Consider the following 11,913-nt stretch of genomic DNA (forward strand, 5'->3'; position numbering starts at 1 on the left):
CTACTCCGACCACTCGAGGCCAATCTCGCGGTAGAGGCCGCGATCCTCATCCCAGCGCGGATTGACCTTGACGTGCAGGAACAGGTGCACCTTGCGGCCGAGATGCTCCGCAATCGCCTCGCGCGCCGCGGCACCGATCGCCTTCAGCCGCGCTCCACCCTTACCGAGCACGATGGCCTTCTGGCTGTCCCGCTCGATCAGGATCTGCTGGTGGATCACGGTCGACCCATCCTTGCGATCCTCCCACTTCTCCGTTTCGACGGCGGAGGAATAAGGCAGTTCGGCGTGCAGTTGCAGGTAGAGTTGCTCGCGCGTCATCTCCGCCGCGACCATCCGGTCAGTCGCATCCGATAGCTGGTCCTCGGGGAAGTGCCACGGGCCATCGGGCATGGCCGCCGCCAAGTGCGCCTTGACGTCGGCCACGCCGTCGCCGGCGGTTGCAGAGACCATGAACACCTGCTCGGGCTTCAGCCGTTCGGCAAGCCGTGCCGCGAAGACCAACAGGTCCTCCTTGCGGGCGATATCGACCTTGTTGAGGACCAGGATCTTGGGCTCCGGACGATCCTCGATTCCGGCCAGCATGCCTTCGACGCGCTCACCGACCTTGGCCGCGGCATCGATCACGATCAGCAGCCGGTCCGCATCCTCGGCGCCTTCCCACGCCGCCTGCACCATCGCCCGGTCCAGCCGGCGGCGCGGGGCGAAGATGCCGGGCGTATCCACCAGCAGGATCTGCGCCTCGCCTTCGATCGCGATACCCATCAGGCGGGCGCGCGTGGTCTGCGCCTTCGGGCTGACGATCGCGACCTTCTGCCCGACCAGGGCATTGACCAGTGTCGACTTGCCGGCGTTCGGCGCACCCAGCACCGCGACCAGTCCGCAACGTTCACTCACTTCATCAACTCCAGCAAGGCGGCAGCCGCCGCTTTTTCGGCGTCCTGTTTGCTTGCACCTTCGGCCTCTGCTTCGCCCATTCCGGCAACAGAGACCTTGACCCGAAAAGTCGGAGCGTGGTGCGCCCCGAAACGGCTCATCAGATCATACTCCGGTGCCTTCAAACCGCGCGCAGCGGCAATCTCCTGCAGCAATGATTTGGGGTGCTGCGGCGCCCGTTTCTGGCTGTCGAGATAAGGCGCCCACAACTTCCGGACCAGCTTTTCTGCCACTTCGAACCCGCCTTCGATCAGGATCGCGCCAAGCAACGCTTCGACCACGTCCCCGATCACGTTTTCGCTGAGGCTAGCGCCGTCTTCGCGCGCCTGCTTGCCCAGCCGGATCAGTCTCGGAAGGCCGAGTTCCCGGCCGACTTCCGCGCAGGTCTCCCGCGCGACCAGCGCATTGTAGCGCCGGGACATCTTGCCTTCGGGCTCATCTGGAAACCGCTCGAAGAGCCAACGAGCCACGGCAAGTCCAAGCACACGATCGCCGAGGAACTCCAGCCTCTCGTAACTATCCTTGCCCGCGCTGGAATGGCTCAATGCCCGTTGGAACAGCTTGGGATCGCGCGGCTTGTGATCCAGGGCCAATTCGACCCACTGCGTCAGCTCGCTCATGAGAACGTCTTTCCCATCCGCTCCGGCCGAAGCGCGGTGAACCACGTCCATGGCTGCAGCCATTCGGCGCTTCCGTCGGTCGACCAGAAGCTGACCAGCGCCCGCCCGACCAGCGCGTCGACCGGCACGAACCCCATTCCGCCTAGTGCCGGTGGGATCCGGCTGTCGGCGCTGTCGTCGCGATTGTCGCCCATCAGGAAGATCGTTCCGGCCGGCACGGTGACCGGACCGAAATCGTCCACGATCGGACTTTCAATCTGGTCGATGACCTCATACGCACGGCCGCCTGGAAGCGTTTCGCGGTATACGGCGAACACGCAGCTTTCGCCCTCGCTGGACGGGAGGATGCGCTGGTTTGCCGGCGGAACCACCCGGCAAGGGCTATTGGGCGAGATCGGCATCGCGAAATCACGGACCTGGACGCGCGGCACCGGGCGGCCGTTCAGCACCAGCATCCCGCCGCTGGTCGCCACCGTGTCACCCGGCAGTCCGATCACCCGCTTGATCACGTCCGAGCCTTCCGGACCCTCGAAGACCACCACGTCCCCGCGCTTCGGAAGATTGCTGAACAGCCGCCCCTTGATTGGCGGAACGCCGAACAGGAAGCTCGCCCGCGAGTAGCCGTAGGGCCATTTGGCGACCAGCAGATAGTCGCCGATGAACAGCCGCGGCAGCATCGATCCAGAAGGAATGCTGAAGGGCGCGATGATCAGGCTGCGCAGCACCCACGCGAACAGCACCAGGATCAGGAGCGACTTCAGGAACCCGCCACGCTTCTCCGCTCGTTCGCTTCCTGCCATGCCCGGCTTCTTCCGGGCCGAGGGCCCAAGGTCAAGCAATGTCCTTGTCCCCGGCGCGGCGAAGGGCTGGTTTTTGCCCGCCGCCCGCCTATGAGGCCATCATGCCACTCTCCCCCGAGCATTGGCGCCTGCTGGAGCAGGCCGAACATGCCCCGCTCACCCAGCTGTTCGCCGATGAGCCCGATCGGCTGGACCGGCTTTCCCTCACTGCTGCCGGCGTTCGCTTCGATTTCAGCAAGACGCACCTTGGGCGCTCGCTCCACGACCGAGCCGGCGACCTCGCCGCCGCTGCCGGCCTTGCCGAAGCGCAGGAGCGGCTGTTCGGCGGCGAGATCGTCAATCCAACGGAGGGACGGGCGGCCGAACACCCGGCGGAGCGTGGCAGCGGCTCGCCGGAGGCGGTCGAGCTTGCCGGCGCCCGGCACAGCCGCATGCGCGCGCTGATCGACGCGATCGAGGCCGGCGCGTTCGGTGACGTCACCGGGGTGCTGCACATTGGCATTGGCGGCTCGGCGCTTGGGCCGGCGCTGCTGGTCGACGCCCTTGGCCGGCACGAGCGGCGCTACAAGGTCGAAGTGCTGTCCAATATCGACGGCCAGGCCTTCGACGCTGCGGTCGCCAATCTCGATCCTGCCACGACCCTGGTGGCGATCGCGTCCAAGACCTTCACCACCTCCGAGACCCTCCGCAACGCACGATCCGCGTTGCAATGGCTTGGGGAGGCGGACGTCGAGGACCCTTACGGCCAATTGGTCGCCATCACGGCCGCACCGGAGCAGGCCGTCGCCTTCGGAATCGACGAGACTCGGGTGCTGCCGTTCGCCGACAGCGTCGGCGGGCGTTACTCTCTGTGGTCGACCATCGGCTTCCCCGCGGCCTTGGCACTCGGCTTTGGCGCGTTCGAGGAGCTGCTCGAGGGGGCGGCGGAGATGGACCGCCATTTCCGCCTCGCTCCTCCGGACGCAAACGCGCCGTTCATCGCCGCGCTGGCCGACCTCCTCTACACGCAGGGCCTCCGTGCCGGGACGCGCGGCGTGTTCGCCTATGACGAGCGCCTGCGCCTGCTGCCACCCTACCTTCAGCAGCTGGTAATGGAATCGAACGGCAAGTCGGTCACTGCCGATGGCCAGCCGCTCGGCCGTGCCAGCTCCGCCATCCTGTGGGGCGGCACCGGCACCGACGCACAGCATGCCGTCTTCCAGCTCCTCCACCAGGGCACCCACCTGGTGCCGGTGGAGTTCGTCGCGATCGCCGAAGCGGACGACGATCAGGAACCCGCTCACCATCGCGAGCTGCTGCTCAACGCCTTCGCTCAAGGCGCGGCGCTGATGACCGGGCGCTCCAGCGATGACCCAGCGCGCAACTATCCGGGCGACCGGCCCTCCACGACCATCCTCCTCCAGCGGCTCGATCCCCGCAGCCTCGGCGCCCTGCTGGCGTTCTACGAACATCGCACCTTCGCCGAGGCGGTGTTGCTCGGGATCAACCCGTTCGATCAGTTCGGGGTGGAGCTCGGCAAGTCGATTGCCCGAGCGATCGACGATCTGGACCAGCGTGCCTCGTTCGATCCTTCCACCCGCGCTCTCATCGAGGAGGCCGGCCTGTGAGCGAATTCGACTATGGCCTGTTCGTGATCGGCGCGGGGTCGGGAGGGGTGCGCGCGGCGCGCATCGCCGCCGCTCATGGGGCCAGGGTAGCGGTGGCCGAGGAGCATCGCGTGGGCGGCACCTGCGTGATCCGCGGCTGCGTGCCGAAAAAGCTGCTGGTCTATGGCGCCCATTTCGCCGAGGACCTCGACGATGCGGCCATGTTCGGCTGGGACGTGCCGGAGAAGCGGTTCGACTGGCCGGTGCTGCGCGACAATGTCCTGGCCGAGGTCAGCCGGCTGGAAGGCCTGTACGGCCAGACGCTTGGCAACCATCATGTCGAGATCATCAAGGAACGCGCCGCCGTCGCCGGTCCGAACCAGCTTCGCCTCGCCGGCGGGCGAGCGGTCACCGCGCGCAAGATCCTGATCGCCGTCGGCGCTCGTCCGGCCTTGCCGAACATCGACGGTATCGAGCACGCGATCACCTCCAACGAGGTGTTCCATCTCGACCGCATGCCAAAGCGCGTGGTCATCGCCGGTGGCGGCTACATCGCCAACGAGTTCGCCGGCATCTTCCACCAGTTCGGTGCCCATGTGACGCTGGTCAACCGCTCGGACACCATGCTGCGCGGCTATGACGAACAGATCGTCGACCGGTTGGTGAAGATCAGTCTCGCCAAGGGTCTCGACATCCGCTTCAACGCCGGCTTCGACCGGATCGAGAAGAATGAGGACGGTAGCCTCACCTGCGTGATGAAGGGCTGCGATGCGATCCACGCCGACGAAGTGCTGTTCGCGATCGGCCGTCAGCCCAACACCGAAGGACTGGGCCTCGCAGAAGCGGGGGTGGCGCTCGGCGAGAACGGGGCGGTGATCGTCGACGACGACTACCGCACCAACGTGCCGTCGATCTTCGCAGTCGGTGACGTGACCAACCGCGTCCAGCTGACCCCGGTCGCGATCCGGGAGGGCCAAGCCTTCGCCGACTCGCAGTTCGGCAACAAGCCCACCCGTGTCGACTACCGCTGCATCCCCAGCGCCGTGTTCAGCCACCCGCCCATCGCCTCGGTCGGCTTGACCGAGGGGCAGGCCCGCAACCGCCTGGGCAGCGCGAAGACGTTCACCTCCGACTTCCGGGCGATGAAGAACGTCCTCGCCGGGCGTAATGAGCGCTCGCTCTACAAGCTGGTGGTGGACGAGGGCACCGACGAGGTGGTCGGCCTCCACATGATCGGCCCGGATGCTCCCGAAATCCTTCAGGCCGCCGCGGTCGCGGTCAAGGCGCGATTGAAGAAGGCCGATTTCGACGCCACGGTCGCGCTACATCCGAGCATGGCGGAAGAGCTGGTCCTGATGCGCTAAGGTCCTTGCGAGCGAAGCGAAGCAATCCAGGTCTCCTCGCAAAGACAATCGACGAGGGATAGTTGAACCACGACGCGATCATCATCGGCGGCGGCCATAACGGCCTGACCTGCGCCTTTTACCTGGCAAAGAAGGGCCTCAAGGTCGCTGTGCTCGAGGCGCAACCGGTCGTTGGAGGCGCCGCGGTCACCGACGAGTTCCTCCCTGGCTTCCGCAACTCGGCCGCCAGCTACACCGTCAGCCTGCTCCAGCCCAAGGTCATCCGCGACATGGCGCTGGAACGCCACGGCCTTCGCGTGGTCCTCCGCAAGGTCGACAACTTCCTGCCGGGCGACGGCGACTATCTGCTGTCCGGACGGGGCGGCCTGACCCGCAAGGAGCTTGTCCGCCACTGCAAGGCGGACGGCGAGGGCTACGACCGGTACATGGCCGAGCTGGAAACCGTCGTTCCGCTGATCCGCAAGTGGCTGCTCAAAGCCCCGCCGGAGGTTGGGTCAGGCATAGCCGGACTGCCATCGCTGCTCAGCCTCGCCAGAGATGTTCGCGGCCTATCGACGGACGAGCTCCGCATCGTCCACGAATATGCGACGAAGTCCGCCGGCGACATCCTCGACCGCCACTTCCGGGGCGACCTCGCCAAGGCCCTGTTCGGGTTTGACGGCGTGGTCGGCAACTTTGCCTCGCCCTACACGCCCGGCACCGCCTACGTCCTGCTCCACCATCTGTTCGGCGAAGCAGCCGGCGTGCCCGGTGCGTGGGGGCACGCAGTCGGCGGAATGGGCTCCATCACGCAAGCCATGGCCGCGGCCGCCCGCGAGGCTGGCGCGGACATCCTCCTCAACACCCCTGTCGAAGAGGTCATTGTCGAACGGGGCAGGGCGGCCGGTGTGGTTGCCGGCGGCAAGGCGTGGCGCGCGACAAGCATCATAGCCGGCGTGAACCCTCGCCTCCTGTTCGACAGGCTCGTCCCGAAAGGCGCGGTCGACCTTGCCGTCGAGCGGCACATGAGCGGCTGGTCCTGCGAGAGCGCAACCTTCCGCATGAACGTCGCTCTGTCCGAACTGCCTCGCTTCACCGTTCTTCCGAAGCGGGGCCAGCACCTCACCGGCGGCGTCATCCTTGCCCCGAGCCTCGACTCTATGGACCGCGCCTTCCTCGACGCGAAGCGCGACGGCTGGTCTCAGGAGCCGATCGTCGAAATGCTCATCCCCTCCACGCTCGACGACAGCCTCGCGCCCAAGGGCAAGCACGTTGCCTCGCTGTTCTGCCAGCATTTCCGCTTCCAGCTGCCGGGCGGCCGCAGTTGGGACGACGAGCGGGAGAAGGCCGCCGACCACGTCATTGCAACGGTCGACCGCCACGCCCCCGGCTTCGCCGGCTCGGTAATCGGCCGTCAGATCCACTCGCCGCTCGATCTCGAGCGCCGCTTCGGCCTGATCGGCGGCGATATCTTCCACGGGAAGATGGGCCTCGACCAGTTGTTCAGCGCCCGGCCCATGATCGGCGCCGCCAGCTACCGCCTCCCGCTTCGCGGACTGTACCTGTGCGGTTCCGGAGCCCACCCCGGCGGCGGAGTCACCGGCGCCCCGGGCCACAATGCCGCACAGGCGGTGCTGGCGGATCGCAAGCCATGGCGGAGGAGGGGGTGAGCCGCTCTTGTGACTCTGTTCGCGCTCATCCTGAGGAGCCACTCAGCGAAGTCGAAGTGGCGTCCCGGAGAAACCGGTGCTTCGAGACTGGCCTTCGGGGCGCTTCGCGTGCTCCGTCCTCCCTCGGCCTGAGCGGATTGGAACGGACCCCATGAACAAACCTCTCTCCGGGATCCGCGTCCTCGACCTCAGCCGGGTGCTGGCCGGCCCGTGGTGCACGCAACTCCTCGCCGACCTTGGCGCCGACGTGATCAAGATCGAGCGGCCCGGCGTTGGCGACGACACCCGCCACTGGGGACCGCCGTGGCACGGTGAGGGCGAGGAGCGCGTCGCGGCCTATTTCCTCGCCGCCAACCGGGGCAAGCGCTCTGTGGCGATCGACTTCAGCAAGCCGGAAGGAGCCGACCTGGTTCGTCGCCTCGCTGGCAAGAGCGATGTGGTGGTCGAAAACTTCAAGGTCGGCGCACTGAAGAAATTCGGCCTCGACCCGGACTCCCTACGCACGGCCGACCCCCAGCTCGTCTACGCGTCGATCACCGGCTTTGGCCAGGACGGCCCGTACAAGGATCGCGCCGGCTACGACTACATCATCCAGGGCATGAGTGGGCTGATGAGCATTACCGGCCAGCCGGACGGAGCCCCGGGCGGTGAGCCGATGCGCGTCGGGGTGGCGGTGATCGACCTGTTCACGGGCATGTACACCGCCAGCGCCATCCTCGCCGCACTGGTTCGCCGGGGCGTGAGCGGGGAGGGCGCACACATCGACAGCGCGCTGTTCGACGTCAGCCTTGCCCTTCTCGCCAACCAGGCCAGCAACGCGCTCGTCTCCGGCCAGACCCCGCCGCGCCAGGGCAACACCCACCCGAATATCGCGCCCTACCAACCGTTCCAGACCGCGGATCAGCCCCTGATTATCGCCGTCGGCAACGACCGCCAGTTCGCGAAATTGGCCGCCCTCCTCGGCGCGCCGGAGTGGGCGCAGGACGAACGCTTCGCCACCAACCCCGCCCGCGTCGCAAACCGAGCCACCCTTATCCCCCTAATCGAAGCGAGGCTTGCGGAGCGCTCAGCCGCGGACTGGTTCGCGGAGCTGGACGCCGCTGGCATCCCTGCAGGGCCGATCAACACCGTCAGCCAGGCTTTGGGAGACCCGCAGGCGGCATATCGGCAGGTCGTGGAGGAGATGGACCGATACCGCCTCGTGAGGTCGCCGCTAAGGCTTGATGGTGAGCCTGCCAGCTCAACTCTGCCACCGCCCCGGCTTGGCAGCCACACTGCCGAGGTGCTGGCGGAGCTCGGACTCGAGGAAAGCGAACGCGATCGGCTGAAGGCCCTGAACGCAATCGGGTGAATATAGGGTGCGAGCGAAGCTACCGCCCTCCTCCATTCGGATGATTGTAGCCGAACTCCTTCCGCCGCATGATCGTCTCTCCTTTAGCCCGGGGGCAGTGAGTGGACGGATCGACGGCGGCGAGGAAGCCCGACGACCTAGGCATCGACCTTTCCGCTGCCAGCTCAAGGAAAGGAGATTGGGGGCCGCACCAATCTTTAGCCAAGTTCCTCTACATCGGGACTAGCAAGGCGGGGTCGACATGGATCTTCCACCTTCTCTCCCATCATCCCGAAATTTTTACGTACCCCGGCAAGAACCTCGGGTTCTTCTCCAACCGATTCGCCAATGGCTGGGCCTGGTATGTGAACCACTTCGATCCTGGTCCTGAGCACAGGATCATGGGAGAGATCTGCCACAGCTACCTGCCTTCGCAGCATGCTGCGGAACGCGTTTACGATCTGATGCCCGATGCCAGGCTGATCGCCTGTCTGCGCGAGCCGGTTGCGCGGACCTTCTCGGACTATCTCGACGGGATCAAGAACGGGAAGATCGAGGGGACCTTCGAGGAGGCGCTGGAGCGCTTTCCCAAGATCGTCGAGCGCAGCAAGTATGCGTCCCATCTCGAACGATATTTGACGCGATTCCCGCGCGACCAAATCCATATCGCACCGTTCGATGAACTCGTGTCGTCGCCCGAGAAGTTCGCGGCCCGCCTGTTCGAGTTCCTTGGCGCCACCCCGATCGATTTGCCTCCGGGCGCCATGGACAAGGTTCTTCCCGCAGGCCGTCCGCGTTCGAAGGCGGTTGTGCGACTGACCAAGATGGTAGCGCTCCTCGCCTATCGGAACGGACTGCGGGAGCTACGCGGCCGGCTCAAAACATCGAGGACGCTGCGCAACTTGCTGTATCAACCCTATTCCGAAGCGTCGCGTCCGAAGATGGGCCCCGCAACCCGCGAGCGTCTGCGCACGATCATGCGCCCGGAAGTGCTTCGGCTGGACGATCTCGCCGGCACGAATTTCCGTCGGCTTTGGGGTTATGTCTAGCGACCGGGCCCGCGGTACCTCAGTTCAGCGCGATCAAGACGGTCTGTGAAGTGATAGGAGTTGAATAATCCGGGAAGTCTTCGCCACCGATTTGTCGGTTTTCGCCATGGTCAGTGCGCTGGGCTTCGCGGGCGCTGTGTTCTTCATGTGGCGAGCCTTGCTGCGCGAGTGGCGCTTCGTCCGCCTGGCCCGCCGGATCAGCGTGCGGCGGGCCTTGAGGAGGCGCGCCTTCGTCACCCTGCGCCAAGCCTATCATTGCGCGACGGACCCGACCTACTATCTGTCGCGCGTCAGCCTGATGATCTGCATGAACCTTGTGGCTGCGACCGCGGTGATCTTTGCATCTGTCGGACTTGCGGCGGGCGAGCACTCCTCGGGCGGGTCGGAAATCGTCGCGACAGGCGCGCTTCTGTTGTTCGTACTGTTCTTCGCGTGGAGTGTTGCGAGGATCTCCAAGCTGGCTCGGCGAGTGCTTCGGGTCCGCCGCAAGCTTCGCGCGGTCGACGCCCGCAAGCGTCAGCGCAGTTGCGGGCCTAGGCCTGTGGTCCCGCTTCGCCATATCTCGACTGGATGAACCGCCCGTGCGTCTGGAACGCGTCCATATCGCGCTTGGCGAGCCGCTGATTGACCTCGCCCAAGGCCGACTTGGCCGCATCCAAGCCTTCGACCAGCCTCTGGTCGACCGTCAGCCCTTCCGCGTCCGGCTCGCTGCGGTATCCCGGGGGGACGTTGACGTAGCGTTCCACCAGCCCCGGGAGGTGCACGCTCATAAGGCGCCGGGCGTCCTGCGCATCGGGATCGAGCGGGTCGACCCGCTCCAGCGTGGTCTTCAGCGTTCCCAGTTCCGCGCTGATGCCGTCCACCACCGTCTGTGCCGGCGCAGGGAGGGCGCGGCGGGTCTTGTAGAGGAAGCTGTCGAACCGCTGCACCATCTCGGTGTTGCCGACGTCCTTCGGCACGGTTGGCGTCGCGTTCTCGCCCGGCCAGAAGAACAGCAGCGCCGCAATCCCGATTGCGATCCCGACCGCGGCCAGGAAGCCGAACATGCCGATCGGCATGATCAATCCCACCACAATCGTGAGCAGCGAGATCACTCCAACCGCGACGCCCACCGTGGCTAGCCTGCGCCCGATCGCACGGTTCACCCGCTGCCGCTCGCGTCTTCGCGCCGCCGCGACCTCACCGCCTTTCTCGTCGAGCGAGCGGTTGACCCGGTCGACCATCTCGAGCGTACGCTCGACCTTGCGGGTGAGCTCCGTGCTCATTTTACCTCAAGGGGCGTGAATGCCGACGGCCCTTGAAGCTTGGCCTGTGCCGCGCCCTCGGTCCTTGCGATATAGCCGCGCGACTTCTCCACCTCGTTGCCGAGCGTGTCGACCGTCTGCTTCATGTTGGTCAGCGCCTGCAGCTTGAATGCGTCGATCTGGTCCATCGTGTCATAGATGTTCTGAAACGCCCGCTGCAGGGTTTCCAGCGGGATGGTCGAACTTGCCGCCTGCTCGTGGATTGCGGCCGACTGGGCCCGCAGCATCTCGCCGGTGGAATCGATCATCCCCGCAGTGGTCGTGTTGAGTGCTCCGATCTGCTCCAGTACCAGCCGCTGGTTGGTCAGCGCCTGCGCCACCGTGACCGCCGTGCGGAGTGCCGACACGGTGGTGGTCGACGCGCGGTCGACGCCCTTCACCAGTTCGACGTTGTTCTTCTTGACCAGGTCCAGCGCCAGATAGCCCTGCACCGTTACCGCCATCTGGGTCAGCAGGTCGGTTGTCCGTTGCCGCGTGTAGAACAGGGCCGTCTCGCGGATCGCCTTGGCCTTGGCCGGCTCGGTCGAGTCCAGCTCGTTGGCCTTCTCCTCCAGCTTGGCATCGAGCGCCTTGGAGATGTGGATCATCTGCTCCAGCCGGTGCATCGTTTTCCACAGGTTAGCCCGCTCGGTGTCGATAGCGGCATTGTCCATCAGCAGCTCGTCCTTGCCCGAGGCGAGGCGCGCCAGGATCTGCGAGATGTGGGTCTGCGAGCTCTGATATTGCCGAAAGTAGTTGGTCAGCTTGTTGCCGAACGGGATCAGGCCGAACAGCTTGCGTCCGGGCGACAGGCTGCCGTTGCGCTTGGGATCGAGCTTTTCCACCGTTCGGCGTAGCTCGGTAAGGTCCGCGCCGATGCCGGTGTCGCTGTCGATCGCCTTGACCGGGCGGTCGAGGAAGCGGTTCGACGCGCCGGCCGCTTCCGCGATCTCCTTGCGGCCCATGGCGGTCAGCTGGTCGACCTTCTTGCCGAAGTCGGGGCTATTGGCGTCCAGCGCCACCAGCTCGTTCACGAACGTATCGACCTTCTGCTCGAGCTGGGTCTGTTCCGCTTCCTTGAGGGGAACCAGCCCCGCGGCCTCCGCTGGCGGCACCGGCTGAAGAACGTCGGGAGCTTCCAGCTTCAGCTTGGTTTCGGTGGTAGTCGCCATTCTTCTCGTCCCCTGTGATCGCCCGAGGGCTCGCCCAAGATGGCCAGCCGCCGCGACCCACGCAAGCGGTTCCGCTGTATTATAATGATGACACACGTGGCTTCAAGGCGGGCGGCCCATCTTGTGG

At 65.8% G+C, this 11,913-nt stretch carries 11 protein-coding genes; 6 read left to right on the forward strand and 5 right to left on the reverse strand.

Annotated elements, in window-relative coordinates; translation table 11 throughout:
* The 3 genes from era to lepB are packed head-to-tail and all read right to left on the reverse strand — an operon-like array spanning window position 1 to window position 2,353.
* Window positions 1–894: a GTPase Era gene (gene era / locus ACFQPG_RS05495; protein ID WP_380810823.1), complete on the reverse strand. Its 894-nt coding sequence runs from the start codon at window positions 892–894 to the stop codon at window positions 1–3.
* On the reverse strand, window positions 891–1,553 hold the full coding sequence (rnc, locus tag ACFQPG_RS05500) for a ribonuclease III (RefSeq protein ID WP_380810825.1): 663 nt from the start codon (window positions 1,551–1,553) through the stop codon (window positions 891–893). Before rnc ends, era begins: the two co-directional genes overlap by 4 nt.
* Window positions 1,550–2,353, reverse strand: coding sequence for a signal peptidase I (lepB, locus tag ACFQPG_RS05505; RefSeq protein WP_380810826.1), 804 nt, complete (start codon window positions 2,351–2,353; stop codon window positions 1,550–1,552). The genes rnc and lepB overlap by 4 nt, the downstream gene beginning before the upstream one ends.
* Window positions 2,354–2,454: 101 nt before the next feature.
* Between lepB and pgi the strand changes: the two genes are divergently transcribed.
* The 6 genes from pgi to ACFQPG_RS05535 all read left to right on the forward strand — a co-directional run bounded on the left by pgi (window position 2,455) and on the right by ACFQPG_RS05535 (window position 9,905).
* Window positions 2,455–3,960, forward strand: coding sequence for a glucose-6-phosphate isomerase (pgi, locus tag ACFQPG_RS05510; RefSeq protein WP_380810827.1), 1,506 nt, complete (start codon window positions 2,455–2,457; stop codon window positions 3,958–3,960).
* Complete coding sequence (gene gorA / locus ACFQPG_RS05515) at window positions 3,957–5,303, forward strand: glutathione-disulfide reductase (RefSeq protein WP_380810829.1); 1,347 nt, start codon at window positions 3,957–3,959, stop codon at window positions 5,301–5,303. Before pgi ends, gorA begins: the two co-directional genes overlap by 4 nt.
* A gap of 62 nt (window positions 5,304–5,365) precedes the next feature.
* Window positions 5,366–6,952, forward strand: coding sequence for a phytoene desaturase family protein (locus tag ACFQPG_RS05520; RefSeq protein WP_380810830.1), 1,587 nt, complete (start codon window positions 5,366–5,368; stop codon window positions 6,950–6,952).
* A 151-nt stretch (window positions 6,953–7,103) separates the two neighbouring features.
* Window positions 7,104–8,303 (forward strand): CaiB/BaiF CoA transferase family protein, encoded by a 1,200-nt coding sequence (locus ACFQPG_RS05525; protein ID WP_380810831.1) that lies wholly within the window; start codon window positions 7,104–7,106, stop codon window positions 8,301–8,303.
* A gap of 101 nt (window positions 8,304–8,404) precedes the next feature.
* Window positions 8,405–9,331, forward strand: a complete 927-nt coding sequence (locus tag ACFQPG_RS05530) for a sulfotransferase domain-containing protein (RefSeq protein WP_380810833.1) — start codon at window positions 8,405–8,407, stop codon at window positions 9,329–9,331.
* A 106-nt stretch (window positions 9,332–9,437) separates the two neighbouring features.
* Entirely contained in the window at window positions 9,438–9,905 is a 468-nt protein-coding gene (locus ACFQPG_RS05535) for a hypothetical protein (RefSeq protein ID WP_380810834.1), read from the forward strand.
* On the opposite strand, the gene ACFQPG_RS05540 is transcribed toward ACFQPG_RS05535, so the two are convergent.
* Together ACFQPG_RS05540 and ACFQPG_RS05545 are read right to left on the reverse strand one after the other, a co-directional pair.
* Window positions 9,865–10,596: a hypothetical protein gene (locus ACFQPG_RS05540; RefSeq protein ID WP_380810836.1), complete on the reverse strand. Its 732-nt coding sequence runs from the start codon at window positions 10,594–10,596 to the stop codon at window positions 9,865–9,867. The genes ACFQPG_RS05535 and ACFQPG_RS05540 overlap by 41 nt on opposite strands.
* Window positions 10,593–11,786, reverse strand: a complete 1,194-nt coding sequence (locus tag ACFQPG_RS05545) for a toxic anion resistance protein (protein ID WP_380810837.1) — start codon at window positions 11,784–11,786, stop codon at window positions 10,593–10,595. The genes ACFQPG_RS05540 and ACFQPG_RS05545 overlap by 4 nt, the downstream gene beginning before the upstream one ends.
* Window positions 11,787–11,913 lie beyond the last annotated feature (127 nt).

Origin of the sequence: Sphingomonas sp. GCM10030256 (assembly GCF_042666415.1) — a bacterium.
Classification (GTDB): Bacteria; Pseudomonadota; Alphaproteobacteria; order Sphingomonadales; family Sphingomonadaceae; genus Sphingomicrobium.

Coding starts and splice junctions, on each gene's coding strand:
- rnc (WP_380810825.1), bottom strand. CDS start 1,553: ATGAGCGAGCTGACGCAGTGGGTCGAATTGGCCCTGGATCACAAGCCG.
- lepB (WP_380810826.1), bottom strand. CDS start 2,353: ATGGCAGGAAGCGAACGAGCGGAGAAGCGTGGCGGGTTCCTGAAGTCG.
- pgi (WP_380810827.1), top strand. CDS start 2,455: ATGCCACTCTCCCCCGAGCATTGGCGCCTGCTGGAGCAGGCCGAACAT.
- ACFQPG_RS05525 (WP_380810831.1), top strand. CDS start 7,104: ATGAACAAACCTCTCTCCGGGATCCGCGTCCTCGACCTCAGCCGGGTG.
- ACFQPG_RS05535 (WP_380810834.1), top strand. CDS start 9,438: ATGGTCAGTGCGCTGGGCTTCGCGGGCGCTGTGTTCTTCATGTGGCGA.
- ACFQPG_RS05540 (WP_380810836.1), bottom strand. CDS start 10,596: ATGAGCACGGAGCTCACCCGCAAGGTCGAGCGTACGCTCGAGATGGTC.
- ACFQPG_RS05545 (WP_380810837.1), bottom strand. CDS start 11,786: ATGGCGACTACCACCGAAACCAAGCTGAAGCTGGAAGCTCCCGACGTT.